This is a genomic window from Acinetobacter ursingii DSM 16037 = CIP 107286, from assembly GCF_000368825.1.
In the GTDB taxonomy this organism is placed as follows: domain Bacteria; phylum Pseudomonadota; class Gammaproteobacteria; order Pseudomonadales; family Moraxellaceae; genus Acinetobacter; species Acinetobacter ursingii.
In genome coordinates this window covers 1,061,035-1,080,739 of the sequence record NZ_KB849717.1, presented here as the reverse complement: position 1 = coordinate 1,080,739, position 19,705 = coordinate 1,061,035, and the positions used below count along the sequence as shown (strand labels likewise).

Genomic DNA, 19,705 nt, shown 5'->3' with positions numbered 1-19,705 from the left:
TAAGTACTTAATTTTCATTTATCCTTCAGAGGATAATTACAAAAGGTACTTCACATGGATGAAGCAACAATCAAAAGTATGGCTGCTGAATTGGCTAAGGGTCTAAAAACACCAGAAGACTTAAACCAAATGACCGCCATATTTAAAAAGTTCATGATCGAAACTGCACTCAATACAGAGCTTTCAGATCATCTTGGTTATGAAAAGCATCAGCCGAAAAAAGGCTCAAATAGCCGAAATGGTTTTAGCTCAAAAACTGTTTCAACTCAAGATGGGCAATTGGCTTTAGATATTCCACGTGATCGGGAAGGTTCATTTGAGCCACAAATTATCAAAAAACATCAAACACGCATTACCAGTATGGATGACCAAATTCTTTCCCTGTATGCCAAAGGAATGACCAATAGAGAAATTGTCGCATTTTTCAAAGAAATGTACGATGCAGATGTCTCAGCATCACTTATAAGCAAAGTGACCGATGCTGTGATTGAGCAAGTGACTGAGTGGCAAAATAGAGCATTAGATAGTCTGTATCCAGTCGTCTATCTCGACTGTATTGTTGTAAAAGTCCGTCAACACTCCAATGTGATTAACAAGTCTGTATACCTTGCTTTGGGCATCAATATGGATGGGCAAAAAGAATTACTCGGTATGTGGATTGCTCAGACAGAGGGTGCCAAATTCTGGCTATCCGTCATGACAGAACTCAAAAATCGAGGGGTACAGGACATCTTGTTGCCTGTGTAGATGGGTTAAAAGGCTTTCCTGATGCCATTGCCTCTGTTTATCCTCATACGGACATTCAGCTGTGTATCGTGCATGTTGTACGCAATAGCCTGAGATTTGTAAGCTGGAAAGACTACAAGGCTGTTACAGCTGGTCTAAAAGCGATCTATCAAGCAAGTACAGAAGAAAATGCCTTAAAATCTCTAGATATCTTCTGTGATCAATGGAATCATCAATATCCGAAAATTGGAGAATCCTGGAGAGCCAATTGGGAAAATATCCGTACAATATTTAGCTATCCAGCTGAAATACGTCATGCGATTTATACAACCAATGCGATTGAATCGTTGAATAGCGTAATTCGCCATTCAACCAAGAAGCGAAAGATCTTCTCGTCAGATGATTCAGTCAAAAAAGTCATTTACTTAGCAACAACCAATGCTGCTAAGAAATGGACAATGCCAATTCAAAATTGGCGTTTAGCAATGAATTGGTTTACGATTCAGTTCGATGATCGATTAAAAGATCATTTATAAAAAATAGAACTTACACAAAATAATTTACAGGCTCACAATTTCTGCGACACGTTCTGTTCAATTAATCACTCCTCCAATCATTATTCCTGATCTGGTTAACCTTAGCTTTACTTATGAACCAACAGTTTCTGTATTAGGTGGCGAAGTTCAAGTTAAGGTAGTTGCTACAGATGCTAGTGGCAAAACCATTGCAAATACAGCACTAGCAATTGCACTATCAAATTTAGCTGGTTCTCGTGTTTCTTTGTCTGATACGACACTCACGACCAATAGTAAAGGTGAGGCTGTTTTCACGGTAAAAGTTGCTGAAGGTCAATATGATGCTAACCTAATTAAAAATGGAATTGGATTTGCAGTTGTTGGAACAAACCAAAATAATGGTGATCGTGTTCAACAGACTGGAATTATTCAAGTTACAATTCCTAAAGATTCAGTAAATTTACGTTTAACTGCTGACAAAAATGAATTGGAATTAGGTAAAACTTATCAAATCAATGTTGCAGTTAAAGACGAATTAGGTGCAAACACAGGTTATCCAGTGAATTTATCTTTAAATACTGAAGCAATTGTTGCGGGAGTGAAACTCAGTGCCGATTCAGTGGTAACTTCTGCAAATGGCGAGGTTCCTATTTCAATTATCATTCCTAAAGATATTTCTGATTCAGCAAAATCTGCATTATTGTCTTCTGGTATTCAGGTTAAAGGAGCTATAACGAATCCTAAAGGGGAAAAATTAGAGACCACGATTAATTTTGAAGTTGCTGAAGTTCTTAATCAGAATCATTTAGTAATTTCAAGTTCAAAAAGTAACCTGAACGTTAGTGGTGATAGATCAATTATTACGGTCACGTTATTAGATAAAAATAATCTTCCAGTACAGAACCAAGATATTACATTAGCAGTTAATAATTCAGCAGGAATTATTATTGGTAATCCTGGAAGTAGCGCTCCATCAAATACAAGTGGTACACCGCAAACATTAAAAACAGATTCTCAAGGGAATGCTTTTTTTTCAGTTGCAGTTGATGGGCAAACTGTTGATGGAGATTTACTTATTGCTAGTGGTATAGAATTAACTGCGAGTAATCAGGATGCTAATGGTGCAATTGCAAAACAGATTGCTCGTTTAGATGCATTTAAACAGCCAACACAACCTGCCGTTGATTTACCTGCACGATATTCATTGCGTATCTCATCAGCGAAACCGACACTTAATGTTCGTAATGATACTTCAGATGTTACTGTAACTTTGGTTGATCAAAATGGTGGTGGTGTTGCGAATCAATATGTAATGCTCGGAATTGATAACTTTGTAGTTAATGGTGCAATTATAGTGGGTCCATCTGGGCTTACTACAGATGCGAATGGACAAGCTGTCTTTAAAATAAAAGTTGATGAAAGTGCTCGTAATACAGGCTACAGTGCAACTAATTTTGCAACAGATGATTTACGTTTAAGTGCGAGTTTTAAAGAAACAGGCTATACCAATGCAACACAAGTTTCTCTTATAGATATTGTACAAGCGGTTGTTCAAAACCCTGTGGCATCGATTGTAATTGGTGTAAATCCAACTGAAGTTGGGACTTCAAGCGATGGTATATACTACACTCGGAATATGTCAGTAAGTGTGGTTGATAAGGATGGAAAACCATTGAATAATCAATCTGTTACGATGGATATAACTCCAACCTTTTATTCTAAAGGGCAATATGTCTGGAGAAATGCACTTCTACAAGGTACAACAGATGGTAAGCCTCAATGGATAACAGCGGGACAGAATTATTATGATTTAAGTAGCGCAAATGTATATGTCAAAAATGGCGTTGCTTTGAATAATAACAGTACACCAGATGATACTTCTGACGACTTTGTTATTAATTTAAGTACAACATCAGTCAGAGATTGTGCAATAGGATCTTTAAATGCGATTACTAATAATGAGGTCAATAGTATACCCGTACAAGTTCCAACATTTGTTGGAGGTAACGGGGCTACTGCTACTTATACAACAGATGCCCAAGGTAAATTTGACTTTGTAATTCGATATCCAAAGATCTATGCACGATGGTTAAATGTACAAATTGGAGCATCAACTACGGTTGCATCTTTGCCAAATCGGACTACTTATAATTTAGGGCTACCTTCAGTGAATTCCGATTATAGTACTGATGGTAGTTATGGGCCTAATTTGAAGAGTCCGTATGGGATTAACACAGGGTCTTGCCCATAAATTTCATAAAACAGCGCTTCGGCGCTGTTTTTTATATCCCAGTTCCTACCATCACACTGGCTGTGGGGCGTACATTTACAGTACTGCAAGCAGTGAATGTTATACAGCAGAATATTAGGCTAAGACACAAAACTTTAGTCATCCAGTAAGTCCATTTGTTTAGCCAACTGATATAAATTATTCGAACGATTACCTGTACGACAGAACATTAAAATCGGTTTTGGTAATTCATGATAATGATTGGCAAAATTGCGCACATCCAACTCTGTAATTTGACCCGCAATGACAGGCTGATACACATAGTCAAGTCCTACATTACGCGCAGCTTCTTCGATTTGAGCACTGGTCGGTTGTTCTGGACCACCTTCCATATCAGGTCGGTTATTAATGATGGATTTAAAGCCTTTTTCGACCACTTGCTCGACATGTTCTGGGCCAATTTGACCTGCAAAACCAACATTATCCGTCATTTCGTCACTCCAAAATTTAAAAAAACGTTTATGCTGTATCATAGCACTAAGCACCCTGTCACTTTAAACAGTGCTTTTAAAATATATAACGACCGATAACCAAAATATAACGCATTGGAGCGCGTATGCCTGCTTATACAGTTGAGCCGCTGTATGTACCCATTGGTCAAGAGACCATAGCTGCTGACTTCTATCGTCCCAAAGCAGATCGGAAACCTGCTGTGATCATCATGGCACATGAATTTGCCGCATTACGCCAGTTTAAATTGATTCAGTACGCACAAAAATTTGCTCAGGCGGGCTATGCGGTGGTGCTATTTGATTATCGCTATTGGGGCGGAAGCACAGGAAAGCCCAGAGAACTTATTTCACTCAAAGATCAGATCGAAGACTGGAAAACAGTTATTCAATATATAAGTAGTTGTAAGTGGGTAGATCAGCGACGTATTGTACTTTGGGGAACTGGGCTCAGTGGTGGTTATGTCCTCAATCTAGCCAGTGAATTAAAAAATATTTCTTCCATTATGGTACAGGTGCCTTTTGTGGATGGTGCCGAAACTGCCAAAATTTATCCGATCCAGCAATTACCCAAAGCTCTTAAATTATCTAGTCAGGATTATATGGGGGCAAAGGTTGGATTAAACCCACGAACCTTGCCCGTCGTGGCACAACAACAGCTTTCCTTTTTTCCAACCAGTGATAGCTATCAGGGCTACTTATCGATTGTAAATCCTGATTACTATTGGAGTGGTGAAGTTCCTGCCCGCGCATTATTTCAACTGATTCGTTATCGGCCGATTCAATCTGTACGCGATATTAGTATTCCAGTCTTATTCATTGTCGCGAAACTGGATAGTCTGGTTCCTATAGATTCGAGTCGTGAAGCTGCGACCAATATTGCACCATTTGTGACTTATCATGAATGGGATATGTATCATTTTGATATTTATCATGGCAAATGGTTTGAAAAAGCACTGGCAACCCAATTAGAATTTTTACATCAACATACTGGAGTGGCGTAATATGATTATTGTTTGTCCAAGCTGCGGTGCTAAAAATCGGGTCGCCGAAGAAAAATTAAATGCAGATCCTAAATGTGGCCAATGCCATACCGCACTGATTCCACTTGCACCGATTGAGCTGAATGAGCAAAACTTCAGTCATTATGTAAGCAATAGTGATTTACCCATTCTGATCGATTTATGGGCAGATTGGTGTGGGCCATGCAAGATGATGGCACCTCATTTTGCTCAGGTTGCAGCGCAGAATCCACATGTTATTTTCGCCAAAATTGATACTGAAGCTTCACCGCGTTTAAGTCAGGCTTTTCATGTCCGTAGTATTCCGACACTGGTTTTGATGAATAAAACCGACGAAATTGGTAGAATAAGCGGCGCGCTTCGATCCAGTGAGTTACAGCAGTGGCTGGATCAGCAATTACAAGCCCAAGTTCGGAGTTAATGTGTCAGAGTCTCTCAAAAAGCCTGAAGGAACTTTATCCCTTCAAACCATTGCAATGCCTGCCGATACCAACTGGAGTGGTGATGTTTTTGGCGGTTGGATTGTCTCACAAATGGATTTGGCAGGCGCAATTCATGCAGAACGTTTTAGTAAAGGACGTTGTGCAACCATTTCAATTAATCAGATGACTTTCCTTGTTCCTGTTAAAGTTGGTGATGTGATTAGTTGTTACACCAAACTTCTAAAAGTGGGAAATACTTCAATTCAGATCCAGATTGAAGTTTGGGATAGTCACGATGAATCTCGTCAACCTAAACAAGTGACGGAGGGAATTTTTACCTTTGTGGCGGTGGATGTAAAAGGTAATAAACGACAGATTCCTGAAGAAGTTAAGCAGAAATTTTTAGCAGTTTAATTTACAAACTAAAGTTTCCAAAAAGTTCAGTATGATGCTGAGCTTTTTTATGAGTTTTATTTACACTTAGAAATATTCAACTATGTACTTTTCACATAAATAGATAAAGCTCGGAAGGTTTCATCCGATACAATACTTTGATTTGGATCAATCATATGGCAGAAGAATTATCGCTACAACAGGGCAATAAAGCTGAACAATACCAAAGCCTGATTCCACAAATTCAGGCCATTGTTGCAGATGAAAGTGATGTGATCGCTAATCTTGCCAATATTTGTGCGGCATTAAAGCAACAATTTAACTGGTTTTGGATTGGATTTTATCTGGTTAAGGATAATGAATTAGTCTTGGGGCCATTTCAGGGGCCAATCGCCTGTACACGGATCGGCAAAGGGCGGGGCGTTTGCGGGACAGCATGGCAGCAACAGAAGGTTATGATCGTGCCAGATGTGGAGCAATTTCCAGGGCATATCGCTTGTAACTCTGATTCAAAATCTGAAATTGTTTTACCTGTGATGAAGCAGAATAAATGTGTTGCAGTATTGGATATTGATAGCGATGCATTGGATAGCTTTGATGAAGTAGATGCTGAATATTTAAAACAAATCGTTGCAATCGTAGAGCATTTTATTTAGTGATCAAAAATAAAGATCAAAAAACTAAAGCCCAAATATAGATTTGGGCTTTAGTTATTACATATAAATTATTTTGGACGTTTAGGTAACCATGCCCATAACATTTCACAATGAATCGGTTCATTTGAACCGTCGTCAATGACCGTCACAGGAATCAATAATTCACCTTTTTCATTATCCGCAATAAATTTTTGCTGTTCAGGCGATAAAGTTGCTGTTGCCGTTAATCCACCTTGTACCACTTTTAAATAATCGACATGCAGTGATTTAATGAGCAAAATTCGATTATCCGGGACATGCAGCCCTGTTAAAAAGCCTGTCGCAGTTTCAGCGAGTAATGCCATCGCAGCAGCATGTACACCTTTAATGTGGTTTTGCATATTGCGCTGATTTTCCAGACGCACCACGACATGGTCTTGATCAACTTCTAGATAACGAATATTGGCGGTTCCGACCATGGGTACAATCCGACCAAAGGCTTTACTCCAGAGTGTACTACGAATACTTTTCGGAAATTTTGACGTGGTTTTCACCAGTTTTGATAAACGATTGGCCTGTGACATAGTGCATCCTGTGTAAAAAGAACAGAGCTGAAGTTAATCTTTAAAGTTATTAAACTGCAAGGGAAGACCAAACTGTTGTTCCTTTAGAAAAGCCATGACCTGTTGTAAAGTGTCACGTTTTTTATCGGTCACGCGAATTTTGTCTCCCTGTATAGAAGATTGCACTTTGATACCACTTTCTTTAATGGCTTTATTAATTTTTTTTGCGGTATCTGAGTCAAGTCCATCTTTGAGTTTGATTACTTGTACTACATTTTTTCCAGAAGCTGTGGCTTTTTGCGGATCAAGTGCTTGAACATCAATTTTACGTTTATAGAAATGATTTTCCAGCATGTTATAGACTTGTTCGCACTGAAAATCACTTTCTGTACTGATTTTAATTTCTTTGGATTTTTCATTCAGTTCAATAGAAACATCTTGTCCACGGAAATCGAAACGTGTTGCGATTTCTTTTTGAGTATTTTGAACCGCGTGATTAACTTCAAATAACTCTAATTCAGAAACAATATCGAAAGAAGGCATAGCTTAGACCTTTGCAAAGTGAAAGAATATCTGAGATGCTAGGGATGTTTTCTTCATTTGCCAAGTGTTGTTTACATCAAAGGAGTGCGCAATGATCCGTAAACAAGAAATTACGACATTTGAGTTCCCAGAAAATGCCATTATCTGGGATGTCCGTGACGCAAAATCATATGCTGAAGGGCATGTTAAAGGCGCAATAAATCAACCTATTAATGATTTAAAGTCCGATAGTCTGACTCAGGTGGCTGCGGATCAGCCGATTTATATTTTATGCGGTGGCGGTAGTAAAGCACCACGTGCGGCGGAATTACTTGATGGTTTTGATGCTGCACGCGAATATGTCATTCTGATGGGAGGAACCCGCGCTGCCAAAGATGCAGGTTTACCTTTAGAGCAGGGCAATTCATAAAAAAAGCACCCTCGGGTGCTTTTTTTATTATATTTTAAATCAAGTTTTAGAAGCGGTAACCAATTTTTAAACCATAAGCGATGGCATGATTATCGGTAAAATCAGCGACATACTCAGAAGTACCAAATTGTGCTCCAGATTGTGCTTTGGCATCACCCAACCAAAAATATTTTACACCACCTGCAATAAAATAGTTTGGCGCTGGACTAAATTGCGCTCCTAGACCAACATTCCAATAACCTTCTGTTGGGCCAAGTGTTGTCACTGGATTACCTGCGCCAGAGTCCCAGCCTACTGAAATATTGCCCGCCCATTGCTCTGTTAGTTTACGGCCAACCCCTACATTTGCAGACCATTGATCATCTGTATAAGCGACCAGATCAAAACCATTTGGTTTATTAACTGTCGGACTTTGACCAGCAATCAGGCTTGCTTTACCAAATTTATCTGGAGGGATTGAAAAATCTTTCCAGTTCACCCAGCGCACATTTGCAAAAGCAACCGTGTCAGCCATGATTCCTGTCTGGAAGTCTAAGTTTGCTGATTGAGGTGTGGTAATGTCGGTTTTATTTGGTGTTAAGAAGTTTAATGCACCAAAGCTTCCCGCAGAATTGAAAGTCTCTCTGGCATTGACTGAGTGTTCGATTTCAGAACGATAAGTCAAAGACGTTTTTAACGCAATCTCAGGCAGCTGGAATGCAACACCTGCTAGCCAGCCCACATCACCCGTTTCTTTAATGTTGGCATTGTAACCACCAAATGTTGCATTTCCACCATAAGCTGTACCTCGTAATTGGACGCTACCTTTAACGGTTTGATAGGCAGCACCACCATAAATATTCCAGTTTACAGTAGGTTGAAAACCTAGAATAAACGACAAATTTTGAGTAGTTACATCAACTTCAGTCCCTTCGCTACCATTATGGAATGCTCCATGACCAGCTAAAGCAGCCGCGGCTCCAGGCAGTACCGTAGGTAGTGCTGCGGTTGTAGTTGAATAAGTGGCTTTAGCTCCAAATGGCTGATCATAAAGTAAGCCAAAAGAAAAGTTTGGATGAAGCTGTAATTTTAATGCTGCATTATAAAATTGATAGTCATCTGCCATTTCACCAGTACTCGTGTTTGAGAGTAATGGCAGTGCTGCATTAGGATAATTGTCTTTGGTTTTGCCAGAAACATCAGGATCTAGAATTGAGATACCAGCTTCAAAATAGTTACCAGGTTGTAGAAATGCCGATATGGATTGACCTGAACGATCCAAAGCTGCTGCAAAAACCCCTGTTGCAGGCAGCGATGCCATGATAATGGCTGTGGTTAAATGTTTTAATTTCATTCTAATCTTTCCTTGAACAACAAAAGTAATTTATTGCTTATTTCCAAGCAATTACAGTTCTAATTTTTGGAGAAGTAAGTTCCATACAGGGAATTAATCTTCACTCCATGCAACAAAAATAACACAATTAAAATAATAGTAAATGCTCTATGTTGCATAGTCAGTAAAAAAACTGTTTTAGCAATAATTTGATACAGAATTTTATTGAGTTTTAAAAAAGAGCTTAAAAATAATAATGATATAATTCAATAAATTAATTTATTTGTCTTAAATGTTTAATTGTCTCTAATTAACAAATAACTAGACGCTACAGTCAAAGATTTATTTTGATGATTATGAGTGATTTGATCGAAATCGGATTTGTTCATCCAGATTTATCAATGAAGAATTGGTTTTTGATGGTTTTATTAAGTATTTTTTAAGATTTATGTTGATTTTTTATTTTTATCTAAAATATATTCATAACAAAGCTCTAATCTTTATTTTAAAAGGAACTTTTATAACTTGCGCTTTAGGTCAGGTGAGACGCATATGATTTCATTCATCCAGAAGCTGGCAGTTAACCATCCATTTAATTCCAAATTGGTCGCTAAAAGCGCCATACAGTACGCCCCAAAAGGTTTTTTGTAACGGCATTTCAATAACTCCACCTATGGAAAGTAGATTGAATAGGCGGCGGGCTTCGTTATCATTATTTTCGAGATTAATGGAAATGTAGTGATTATTGCCTTTATTTAAGATGGCATTTGCTGGACTACAAAATTGCTCATTGACATCAGAGCCCATGAGTACTGTAAATTCGTTGATAGGCAGCGAAACATGCAATATTAGACTTTTCTGTGAATCTGACAATACAATTCCTTCCTGAGGTGGAAGGTCATCATATCGAGTCAATACTGAAAACTCTCCACCGAAAATCGATTGGTAGAAGGTAAATGCTGCTTCGGCTTTACCGTTGAAATTAAGATAATGATTGAACTGCATAAGATTTAACCCTGTTATTTTTATTTATTGTGACTTGAGTGACTATAATTTTAAAACTGAATAAAAAACAGTCTTATTTTGTATATTTATAAAAATCCCGCCTTAGCGGGATTGGTGACATCATACAATAACAATAGATTATAGTAACTCAATAGCAACTGCTGTTGCTTCACCACCACCGATACATAGTGCGGCAACACCCTTTTTTCCGCCTGTACGTTTTAGTGCATGAATCAACGTCAAAATAATCCGTGAACCTGTTGAGCCGACAGGGTGTCCTAAAGCACACGCGCCTCCATGAATATTGACCTTTTCAGGATCAAGTTTGAAATCATCAATAGCGCACATGGTGACCATTGCAAAAGCTTCATTGATTTCCCAGAGATCTACATCCTGAGCATCCCAACCTGCTTTTTTAAGAACTTTGGCGATTGCGCCTACAGGAGCAATGGTAAACTCTGATGGATGTTGAGAGTTTGATGCGGTGGCTACAATTTTAGCTAATGGTTGTAAACCACGCTGTTTGGCAATTTCACTATAAGTAAGCACAAGTGCAGAAGCACCATCAGAAATTGAACTTGCATTGGCAGCAGTAATGGTTCCGTCTTTGGCAAATGCGGGTTTTAAGGAAGGAATTTTGTCAATTTTGGCCTTTAAAGGCTGTTCATCTTGATCAATCTTAACGTCACCTTTACGTGACGAAATCGTCACAGGCACAATTTCATCTTTAAAATAACCTTCAGTAATGGCAGTTTGGGCACGTTTGAGTGAGCGAATAGCAAATTCATCCATTTGTTCGCGCGTGTATCCACGTGTATTGGCCATATCCTGAGCAAAAGACCCCATTAAGCGACCAGTTTCTGCATCTTCAAGACCATCAAAAAACATATGATCTTTAATTTCACCATGCCCCATACGATAACCTGCTCGAGCTTTAGGTAAAATATAAGGTGCATTGGTCATGGATTCCATACCGCCCGCCACTACGATTTCGGCACTACCTGCTTTAATCATATCAGTAGCTTGCATTACTGCTTTCATACCAGAGCCACATAACTTATTGATCGTTACGGCACCCGTTGAGTCAGGTAAACCTGCTTGACGCATCGCTTGGCGTGCAGGGCCTTGCTTCAAACCTGCGGGTAATACACACCCCATGATGACTTCTTGAATATCTGTAGGCTGTAGGCCTGCGCGTTGAACAGCTTCACGGATGGTGACTGCGCCTAGTTCTGGTGCTGTCGAAGGAGATAAATCTCCCTGAAATCCACCCATTGCGGTACGAGCGCCATTTACAATTACGATATCAGTCACAATGATTTCTCCCTCAATGATTTAAAGCTTACATTTTCTTCTAAGAAGTATATTAAAAAAGCAGACCTAGAAAATTGACTTAAAAGACCAGAACCTAGACTGAACAGTTTTCTTAACAATTTGCTAAAGGTTCATCTCGAGGATGTCCCATTCGACTCAATGTTAATTTACGATGATTATGATATTGATCAGAACAATACTGAAAAGTACCATTTGAAGATAAAGGAAGTCCTGAGTTTCCTTCAAAAATGATTCTTCTATTACCAAACCCCCGCCATGACAGAGTGCCGTATCTCAATTGCATGTTCTCAAAGGCTAATATAGGTTCATCTAAGTCATAGTCTCGATTTTTATTCTTATCGATAAAAACCATATAACCATTATTCCAATCGTTATTACACTCTTTAAAGCTAGTGCTGGCACACAAAATAATGTTTTGTCTAAATAACAAAGACTCATGTTTGGCTTTTTGTATGTAAAGTGTGAGTGTTTTGGGGACTTTTTTTGCTTCTTGTGCAGCCATATATTGATGATAAGAGGGTATGGCAAAAGAGGCAATTACAGCAATTACAATGATTACCACGCTAATTTCAATTAACGAGAATCCACAATTTTTATTTTTCATGTTAAGAATACGTCCGTCTTATGTAATTTTTTTTGTTTTTTAACAGTAGATTAAGTACAAAACATTGAAAAAAAGATCGAATTGAAATATTTATTACTTAAGCGTTTGAATACTGTTAAAATAAAGAAAGCGTGAAGATAAGCTATTCACAACAATAAATTGAGTAAATAGTTACCGAATTACAACGGAAATTGTAAGTAATTTTGTCAATAATTTACTTGATTAAAGTTATCAAGCACTTGGAAATCAGTTTAAGTGTTTGTATGATTCAACGTGAGTAGCTTAAAAATAATACTGGGGTATATAAAAAGTTATCTCAGGGCCATAAAAATTTTAGGCTGAGCTTGAACAACAAACAATTTGTTTATCTCTGGAGGATATCCATGAAATTGAGTCGTATTGCACTTGCTACTATGCTTGTTGCTGCACCATTCGCTGCTGCAAATGCTGGCGTAACCGTTACTCCGTTATTGTTAGGTTATACTTGGCAGGATTCACAGCACAATAACGGTGGTTCTGATGGTGAATTAACCAATGGTCCAGAACTACAAGACGATTTATTCGTCGGTGCGGCATTAGGTGTTGAATTAACTCCTTGGTTAGGTTTTGAAGCTGAATATAATCAAGTAAAAGGTGATTTGGATGGCACTGGCGTTAGTGGTTCTGAATACAAACAAGAACAAATCAATGGTAACTTCTATGTAACTTCTGATTTGATCACAAAAAATTATGACAGCAAAATTAAGCCATATGTATTATTAGGTGCAGGTCACTATAAATACAAACTTGACGATATGTCTTATCATAACGATGAAGAAGGTACTTTAGGTAATGCTGGTATTGGTGCATTCTGGCGTTTAAACGATGCATTGTCACTTCGTACTGAAGCTCGTGGTACTTATAACTTTGACGAAAAATTCTGGAACTATACTGCGCTTGCAGGCTTAAACGTAGTTCTTGGTGGTCATTTGAAACCAGCTGCTCCAGTTGTAGAAGTTGCTCCAGTTGAGCCAACTCCAGTTCAACCTCAACCACAAGAGTTGACTGAAGATCTTAACATGGAACTTCGTGTGTTCTTTGATACTAATAAATCAAACATCAAAGATCAATATAAACCTGAAATCGCGAAAGTTGCTGAGAAGTTAGTTGAATATCCTAATGCAACTGCACGTATCGATGGTCACACAGATAACACTGGTCCACGTAAGTTGAACGAACGTTTATCATTGGCTCGTGCTAACTCTGTTAAATCAGCTCTTGTAAACGAATACAACATCGATGCATCACGTTTATCTACACAAGGTTTCGCGTGGGATCAACCGATTGCTGACAACAGCACTAAAGAAGGTCGTGCGATGAACCGTCGTGTATTCGCTACAATTACTGGTAGCCGTACTGTCGTAGTTCAACCTGGTCAACAAGCTCAATAATCTGAGTTTTTGATTGCAAAAGAGCAGCTTTAGAGCTGCTCTTTTTTATTGCTATTCTAAATATAAAAAATGCACTCAAAAGTGCATTTATGAGATCAATTTTAGCTTAGGTAAGAAGCTTCGTTAGCATTTCCTCATAGATTTCAGCTAAAGGTTCTAGATCGGCAACATTCACATGCTCATTAATTTGATGGATAGATGCATTTAGTACGCCCAATTCTAAAACTTGTGCGCCAGTAGGGGCGATAAAGCGTCCATCTGAAGTGCCGCCAGTTGTCGATAATTGACTTTTAGTGCCTGTAACTTTTTGAATCGCATGTTTGGCTGCATTGACGAGTTCGCCAACAGGAGTTAAAAAAGGTAATCCTGAAAGAGTCCAGTCAATATGATACTCAAGCCCATGTCGATTAAGTAAATCTATAACACGCTGTTTTAAAATCTCGGCTGTAACTTCTGTTGAGTATCTAAAATTAAAGGTTACTTCTAGTGTTCCCGGAACAACATTAGTTGCTCCTGTTCCAGAATGAATGTTGGAGATTTGAAAGGTGGTTGCTGGAAAATATTGATTACCTTCATCCCAAATAGTTTGACATAGTTCATCAATAGCAGCGGCAGCCAAATGAATTGGATTACGTGCCAGATGTGGATAAGCCACATGACCTTGCTTGCCCTGAACGGTCAAAACACCGTTGAGTGAACCGCGACGTCCATTTTTAATAATATCGCCTAATTGTGCTGTACTTGATGGCTCACCCACCAGACACCATGTGATTTTCTCTTGACGCGCTTCAAGCGTCTCAATGACTTTAACCGTGCCATTTATTGATGGACCTTCTTCATCTGAGGTAATGAGATACGCAATTGAGCCTTTATGGTCTGGATGTTTTTTTACAAAACGCTCAGTGGCGACAACCATCGCTGCCAAGGCTGTTTTCATATCTGCTGCGCCACGACCATATAGTTTTCCATCTCTAATTTCGGGTTGAAATGGGTCTGTTTCCCAAGCCTGTAAGCTACCCGTTGGTACAACGTCAGTATGCCCTGCAAAACAAAAAACGGGAGATTGTGTACCTCGACGCGCCCATAAATTATCGACATCCTCAAAACGCATATGCTCGATTTGAAAACCTGCCTGAATCAGACGCTCGGCCATAATATTTTGACAATTATGATCCATTGGAGTAACAGAAGGTTGACGTAAAAGCTCTAAACTAAGATCTAAGGTGGCTGATGAGGTCATAGGAAACAATATTGGCAATGAAAAACTGGTGGTTATAATAGGCGAAACTGCCAGCTATGAATATGCATAAATGAAAAAACCTTATCAAACGATAAGGTTTTTAAAACGAATTGTAAGATATTAAGCTTACATTTTGTTTTGTGTTTTTTCAGCAGTATTGGTCACGGCATCGCCTGCTTTAGACACGTCTTGTCCCATACCTTTAAATGTATTACAACCCGTTAAAACAAACGCAACCATGATTGATGCAGCTAAGATTTTTTTCATCATCTATCTCCACTTTAGATTTAATTCTGATGTACTTAAGAGATTAAAAACTAATCATAAAAATAAACATGAGTGTTTGATAGTAAATGTGTTAAAAAGTGTTTCAAAAGAGAATTGTTCTTGTAAATAAACTATTTATAGGTCAGTAAGTGTTGTCGATACATATAGTTTTGGATATCAGACTTGGGGTTAAAATATAGGCCATTGGTCCACCAAATAGCTTCATTTGAGGATTGATTAAGGTTGGGACATAACCATTCATGACGTGTTAATCGATAATAACTTTTTTTGGTTTGATTTCCCCATTGACCTAATCGTCTCTGTGGTTGAATCCAATCTAAAGATCCTGTGTTATCAAACGAAGCTTCGGGCAAATAAAGCTGTCCTTTGAGCACAGCATAACGTTTTTGGATAAGATGCTCCTCAACTTGTACAAATTGAAATTGTCGTTGAGTAAAATGATTCATTTTCTTGGATAATGTGTCGTCACGGTTGAGTCCAAACCAACACCCTAAGGAAAGATCTGCTTCACCCAAGTAATATTTTAAAGCAACTTCCCAATGCTCAATGTCGTTCGTATCCTGGTTTAAAACTAAAAAATCCAGTTCGCCTAAAGTTCTTGCCCCTTGTATTTGTTGAATGCTATGACCTAAAAGCTGGTACGGATGATAATCAGCATCTCGTAGCCAGAACCAGAGTAGGTATTCAAAGCGTAAACCTAAACGGGTACTTTTTAGTTGATTTAAAAAATCTAGTAGGGGGGCAGGGGATTGATCAAGTTTATCTAAGCGTGGTTGATACGTTTTAAATTGTTGTTGCCAGAAATTCGCAGTGTGTAGATCAAAATGATAATGAATACTTAGTTCATCTGGAATGCTTTTAATAATATTCGGACTCGCCAAACAAAAAGCCAACTGACGTACACTTGGTTGTTTGAATTGTAGCCATGGTTCAAAATATTCAGATTTGAAAAGAGATGAGGGCATAATCACCTGATGCAATAATTTAAACTCGGAATAAGCAAATACGTGATAAAACTTTTATACTAGGCGCGCGTAAGCAATTTTAGGATTCGGTATGAAAACGTTGTTTTGGCGAAGCCTTGTGCTGATATTTATCACACTTGGGATTATTGGTGCAATTTTGCCTGGTATGCCAACAACGGTCTTTTTAATCCTGGCAGCGTGGGCTGCTTCAAAAGGCTGGCCGCAGATGGATGCATGGTTACTCAACCATCCTAAATATGGCTCGACCTTACGTAATTGGCGTGAACATGGTACGGTTCCACGTAGAGCGAAATGGATTGCCAGCATTATGATGCTCATCAGTGGCATCATAATGTTGTTTACCAATGCACCATTTTGGGTAAAGGTTTTTACTGATAGCATAATGTTGATTGTCGCAGTATGGTTATGGCTCCGTCCTGAGCACCGTTAAAAAAACTTAAAGCACCGCTTTAAGGATTTCTTAGGTGCGCAAGGTGAGGGCTATGCCCGAGTGAAACCGTTAAAAAACTTAAAGCATCGCTTTAAGGCTTTTTAGGTCCGCAAGAAGAGAACTACCTTTGAGTGAAACTGTTAAAAAAACTTAAAGCCTTATTTTGAATTTTTTACTCTATGGGAATTTGCGAAATTTTCTTTTATTTTTAATATTAAATCAGAGAAATACCATGTCTTATACGCTAGAACAAGCCGATATCTTGATTGATTTAGAACAACAGCTTTTATATTTACCTCAACATAATAAGTTATATTTGATTTCCTCTGGTAAAAATGGAATTGGCGAACAGGAAAATTCGGGCAAAACACCTCGTGGCTGGCACCGAATTGCTGAAAAGTTTGGTGAACATTTGCCTATCAATACTGTTTTTATCGCGCGGCAGCCGACAGGTGAAATTTATTCCCCATCATTGGCAGTACAGAATCCGCAACGAGACTGGATTTTATCTAGAATCCTTTGGTTAGATGGTCTTGAACTAGGCTTCAATCAGGGGCAAGGTTGCGATAGTAAACAACGCTATATTTATATTCATGGAACACCTGACACTGAACCAATGGGAATACCTGTTTCACATGGTTGTATTCGGATGCGTAATCAAGATGTGGTTGAGGTATTCGATTTGGTCCAACAAGGTGCATTGGTTTATTTATCTGAAACAAAAATTGAATCATTTAATCCTGTACAGGCAAATTTGAGCTCCGAAAAAACATTTTCAATTTAAGATTGAATGATTTCTAAAGTTAAAAAAGAAAGTTGATGTTTAAATAAGACACAGAATTTTCAGGTTTTTCTATCGAATGACTTATTTTTTAATCATTCACACTGGATTTTAAGAAAAGAAAAGCAAAAGCGTTTGACACGCTGCTTAGATTCTCTATAATGCACCTCACAAACGATAAAGACGTTAAGGGCGCTTAGCTCAGTTGGTAGAGCGTCTGCCTTACAAGCAGAATGTCGGCGGTTCGATCCCGTCAGCGCCCACCAAGCCTTTACGTTAAGACTTCAGTGCAGCGGTAGTTCAGTTGGTTAGAATACCGGCCTGTCACGCCGGGGGTCGCGGGTTCGAGCCCCGTCCGCTGCGCCACTTAAGTTTTAATATCGTTTGCCACAATAGTGACTTTGTGAAAGTGCAGCGGTAGTTCAGTTGGTTAGAATACCGGCCTGTCACGCCGGGGGTCGCGGGTTCGAGCCCCGTCCGCTGCGCCACTTTTTACAAACACTTTTGAGGGCGCTTAGCTCAGTTGGTAGAGCGTCTGCCTTACAAGCAGAATGTCGGCGGTTCGATCCCGTCAGCGCCCACCATATATGTGACTTATACTTTTTTTTAAAAAGTATTATGTGCAGCGGTAGTTCAGTTGGTTAGAATACCGGCCTGTCACGCCGGGGGTCGCGGGTTCGAGCCCCGTCCGCTGCGCCACTTTATATAAAGTATGTAAATACTTACCTCTCTGATACAAGATGCTTTTAGAAAAATCATAGATTTTTCTCTTAGGCTCAGACAAAGCTTCGCTTTGTTTGTCTTCGCTCAGGGCGCTTAGCTCAGTTGGTAGAGCGTCTGCCTTACAAGCAGAATGTCGGCGGTTCGATCCCGTCAGCGCCCACCATATCTCCTTTATCTTGCTTTTTTTCTACGTTTTTCCTAAGCTTTAGCTTTATTCTGCTTCATTATTATTACAATATGCGAAATCCCTATCAACGTCATTCATTGGGTCAGTCTCATTCTTCATTAAGTCCCAAAGATTTATATAAACAATTCATTGAAACAATGCTGATGCAGAAGCATGTCATCGGTTTATATGATGAGGGTTGGGCATTATGTTCTACTCCAACAGGTCAGCAGGCATTTGCAATGTGGCAAAGTAAAAATTTAGCCCAGTTATTACAAAAAGGAAGTTGGCAAAATTACCAGATTCAAGAAATTTCGCTTTCAACTTTAGTGCAAAAACTGATTCCCTATTTACGTGAGCAACGTACTTTATTTTCTTTAAATTTGACACCAGAAGGGCAGAATTTACTGGTCAATCCTGAAAATCTGCTCGCGGATATTAGGCGCTGTCTTTATCAGCTTTATATGCAAAAGCCAGAGGCCTTTGCTGATTTACAATTAGCTTTACCCCGTTCCATTCGGTTGAATTAGTTTAGTATTCATGGAGTATCCACCCGCTCAGATAAGCAAAATATTCTCTTAACCATGCGTTATAGCGAATGAGTAGCGGAGTTGGCGCAGCAACCATATATACATCTGAGTAACCCTGTTTTTGAGCGATGGCTTTGGCGCGAACGGTATGAAAGTCGCTGGTCACAATGGCGATAGGATCATTCAACTGAATCTGGTGTTGTTTTAAAATTAGCTGACTATTTTTTAAATTGAGTTCGGTGCTGGTACTTTGAGTTTCAAGCGCCATTTGCTGGGATGGCAGGGCATAATGTTGCTGTAAATACTTTGCCATAATGGCTGCTTCGGTTTGAGTTTCTCCAAAATCTAATCCTCCAGTTAGGATCACCAGCGCGTGTGGTTGGCTCTGGGCAATTGGAGCAGCGATGTCTAATCGTTTGGCTAAGGCTGCTGAAGGTTGTCCATTTTCGATACCACTACCCAGTACAATAATGGATTTTACCGCGGGAATAGAGGGGCTATGTTGAATTTGTACCGTCAAGAAAATAAAGAATGCAAACAGTGTCATTAACCAGACAATGAAGATTCCCCAGCCAAATCGCCAAAGTTTTTTAAATTTCAGATGTCGATTTAGCCATGTTTGGATTTGAACGTTGAAGACCGCATATATGCAGAAAATGAGTCCAATGAATAGAGGTAATATCACCCCCAAATGGATTTTTCGATAAGATAAAAGCAATATCGCATCTATACATAAAATTAAACCGACAATGAATAAGCTGAGACGCATTAAAAAAGGAGCAGACATATCAAATGTTCTTATCAAAGGTAAGTTATACAATAAAAACCAACTGTAGCAATTTCATTGAGTCGAGTCGAATAAAAAGGGATATTCCTATATTTTGGAATATCCCTTGTTCATTGATTTT

21 protein-coding genes, 6 tRNA genes and 1 pseudogene are annotated in these 19,705 nt (G+C 38.9%); 17 read left to right on the top strand and 11 right to left on the bottom strand.

All coding sequences use genetic code 11. The features are described 5' to 3' along the window. Window positions 1-54 precede the first annotated feature (54 nt). Both F944_RS12615 and F944_RS12610 read left to right on the top strand, forming a co-directional pair. Window positions 55-1,262: pseudogene (locus F944_RS12615) on the top strand (IS256-like element ISAba26 family transposase). Window positions 1,263-1,506: 244 nt separating this feature from the next. Beyond that, the gene (locus tag F944_RS12610) at window positions 1,507-3,492 is read left to right on the top strand and encodes an Ig-like domain-containing protein (protein WP_004991230.1); all 1,986 of its coding nucleotides are present in this window, start codon (window positions 1,507-1,509) and stop codon (window positions 3,490-3,492) included. A gap of 134 nt (window positions 3,493-3,626) precedes the next feature. Here the strand turns inward: F944_RS12610 and F944_RS12605 are convergent, their stop codons facing one another. Next, a complete protein-coding gene (locus F944_RS12605) occupies window positions 3,627-3,962 on the bottom strand; it encodes a protein tyrosine phosphatase family protein (protein ID WP_004991228.1) in 336 nt (111 codons plus the stop codon). Window positions 3,963-4,087: 125 nt separating this feature from the next. On the opposite strand from F944_RS12605, the gene F944_RS12600 reads away from it, so the two are divergent. The 4 genes from F944_RS12600 (at window position 4,088) to F944_RS12585 (ending at window position 6,473) form a co-directional block, all read left to right on the top strand. Next, window positions 4,088-4,984 (top strand): alpha/beta hydrolase, encoded by an 897-nt coding sequence (locus F944_RS12600; RefSeq protein ID WP_004991226.1) that lies wholly within the window; start codon window positions 4,088-4,090, stop codon window positions 4,982-4,984. Window position 4,985: 1 nt separating this feature from the next. Continuing rightward, window positions 4,986-5,423 carry a thioredoxin TrxC gene (gene trxC / locus F944_RS12595; RefSeq protein ID WP_004991225.1) on the top strand — a complete coding sequence of 146 codons (438 nt, stop codon included), beginning with the start codon at window positions 4,986-4,988 and terminating at the stop codon, window positions 5,421-5,423. Window position 5,424: 1 nt separating this feature from the next. Continuing rightward, window positions 5,425-5,838 (top strand): acyl-CoA thioesterase, encoded by a 414-nt coding sequence (locus F944_RS12590; RefSeq protein WP_004991224.1) that lies wholly within the window; start codon window positions 5,425-5,427, stop codon window positions 5,836-5,838. 155 nt (window positions 5,839-5,993) lie between these two features. After that, a complete protein-coding gene (locus F944_RS12585; RefSeq protein ID WP_004991222.1) occupies window positions 5,994-6,473 on the top strand; it encodes a GAF domain-containing protein in 480 nt (159 codons plus the stop codon). A 68-nt stretch (window positions 6,474-6,541) separates the two neighbouring features. On the opposite strand, the gene F944_RS12580 is transcribed toward F944_RS12585, so the two are convergent. Then, entirely contained in the window at window positions 6,542-7,036 is a 495-nt protein-coding gene (locus tag F944_RS12580; RefSeq protein ID WP_004991219.1) for a DUF4442 domain-containing protein, read from the bottom strand. A gap of 33 nt (window positions 7,037-7,069) precedes the next feature. Next, window positions 7,070-7,558, bottom strand: coding sequence for a YajQ family cyclic di-GMP-binding protein (locus F944_RS12575; RefSeq protein WP_004991216.1), 489 nt, complete (start codon window positions 7,556-7,558; stop codon window positions 7,070-7,072). A 91-nt stretch (window positions 7,559-7,649) separates the two neighbouring features. On the opposite strand from F944_RS12575, the gene F944_RS12570 reads away from it, so the two are divergent. Continuing rightward, on the top strand, window positions 7,650-7,967 hold the full coding sequence (locus F944_RS12570; RefSeq protein ID WP_004991214.1) for a rhodanese-like domain-containing protein: 318 nt from the start codon (window positions 7,650-7,652) through the stop codon (window positions 7,965-7,967). A gap of 46 nt (window positions 7,968-8,013) precedes the next feature. Here the strand turns inward: F944_RS12570 and F944_RS12565 are convergent, their stop codons facing one another. From F944_RS12565 to F944_RS12550, 4 genes are all read right to left on the bottom strand, one after another. Next, on the bottom strand, window positions 8,014-9,300 hold the full coding sequence (locus tag F944_RS12565; protein ID WP_004991212.1) for an OmpP1/FadL family transporter: 1,287 nt from the start codon (window positions 9,298-9,300) through the stop codon (window positions 8,014-8,016). Window positions 9,301-9,837: 537 nt separating this feature from the next. Further along, window positions 9,838-10,284, bottom strand: coding sequence for a VOC family protein (locus F944_RS12560; RefSeq protein ID WP_004991211.1), 447 nt, complete (start codon window positions 10,282-10,284; stop codon window positions 9,838-9,840). A gap of 138 nt (window positions 10,285-10,422) precedes the next feature. Next, the gene (locus F944_RS12555) at window positions 10,423-11,598 is read right to left on the bottom strand and encodes a thiolase family protein (protein WP_004991210.1); all 1,176 of its coding nucleotides are present in this window, start codon (window positions 11,596-11,598) and stop codon (window positions 10,423-10,425) included. A 112-nt stretch (window positions 11,599-11,710) separates the two neighbouring features. Further along, window positions 11,711-12,223 carry a GspH/FimT family protein gene (locus F944_RS12550; RefSeq protein ID WP_004991208.1) on the bottom strand — a complete coding sequence of 171 codons (513 nt, stop codon included), beginning with the start codon at window positions 12,221-12,223 and terminating at the stop codon, window positions 11,711-11,713. A gap of 383 nt (window positions 12,224-12,606) precedes the next feature. Between F944_RS12550 and omp38 the strand changes: the two genes are divergently transcribed. Next, window positions 12,607-13,653, top strand: a complete 1,047-nt coding sequence (gene omp38, locus F944_RS12545) for an outer membrane protein Omp38 (protein WP_004991206.1) — start codon at window positions 12,607-12,609, stop codon at window positions 13,651-13,653. Window positions 13,654-13,759: 106 nt separating this feature from the next. Here omp38 and dapE read toward each other — a convergent pair whose 3' ends face one another. The 3 genes from dapE to F944_RS12530 all read right to left on the bottom strand — a co-directional run bounded on the left by dapE (window position 13,760) and on the right by F944_RS12530 (window position 16,146). Further along, entirely contained in the window at window positions 13,760-14,893 is a 1,134-nt protein-coding gene (gene dapE / locus F944_RS12540) for a succinyl-diaminopimelate desuccinylase (protein WP_004991205.1), read from the bottom strand. Between the two features lie 126 nt (window positions 14,894-15,019). Continuing rightward, window positions 15,020-15,163: an entericidin A/B family lipoprotein gene (locus tag F944_RS12535; RefSeq protein ID WP_026039994.1), complete on the bottom strand. Its 144-nt coding sequence runs from the start codon at window positions 15,161-15,163 to the stop codon at window positions 15,020-15,022. A gap of 128 nt (window positions 15,164-15,291) precedes the next feature. Then, a complete protein-coding gene (locus tag F944_RS12530; protein WP_004991200.1) occupies window positions 15,292-16,146 on the bottom strand; it encodes a DUF1853 family protein in 855 nt (284 codons plus the stop codon). 91 nt (window positions 16,147-16,237) lie between these two features. Between F944_RS12530 and F944_RS12525 the strand changes: the two genes are divergently transcribed. The 9 genes from F944_RS12525 (at window position 16,238) to F944_RS12485 (ending at window position 18,797) form a co-directional block, all read left to right on the top strand. After that, window positions 16,238-16,597 carry a YbaN family protein gene (locus F944_RS12525; RefSeq protein WP_004991198.1) on the top strand — a complete coding sequence of 120 codons (360 nt, stop codon included), beginning with the start codon at window positions 16,238-16,240 and terminating at the stop codon, window positions 16,595-16,597. A gap of 232 nt (window positions 16,598-16,829) precedes the next feature. Beyond that, entirely contained in the window at window positions 16,830-17,381 is a 552-nt protein-coding gene (elsL, locus tag F944_RS12520; protein ID WP_004991195.1) for a cell wall-recycling L,D-carboxypeptidase ElsL, read from the top strand. A gap of 187 nt (window positions 17,382-17,568) precedes the next feature. Then, a tRNA-Val gene (locus F944_RS12515) sits at window positions 17,569-17,644 on the top strand. Window positions 17,645-17,667: 23 nt separating this feature from the next. After that, window positions 17,668-17,744 (top strand) — tRNA-Asp (locus tag F944_RS12510). Window positions 17,745-17,789: 45 nt separating this feature from the next. Next, window positions 17,790-17,866 (top strand) — tRNA-Asp (locus F944_RS12505). A gap of 20 nt (window positions 17,867-17,886) precedes the next feature. Next, window positions 17,887-17,962: transfer RNA gene (locus F944_RS12500), tRNA-Val, on the top strand. A gap of 38 nt (window positions 17,963-18,000) precedes the next feature. Further along, window positions 18,001-18,077: transfer RNA gene (locus F944_RS12495), tRNA-Asp, on the top strand. A gap of 111 nt (window positions 18,078-18,188) precedes the next feature. Continuing rightward, window positions 18,189-18,264, top strand: a tRNA-Val gene (locus F944_RS12490). 74 nt (window positions 18,265-18,338) lie between these two features. After that, entirely contained in the window at window positions 18,339-18,797 is a 459-nt protein-coding gene (locus F944_RS12485) for a DUF2750 domain-containing protein (protein ID WP_004991193.1), read from the top strand. A 1-nt stretch (window position 18,798) separates the two neighbouring features. On the opposite strand, the gene F944_RS12480 is transcribed toward F944_RS12485, so the two are convergent. Then, a complete protein-coding gene (locus F944_RS12480) occupies window positions 18,799-19,584 on the bottom strand; it encodes a YdcF family protein (protein ID WP_004991192.1) in 786 nt (261 codons plus the stop codon). Between the last annotated feature and the right edge of the window lie 121 nt (window positions 19,585-19,705).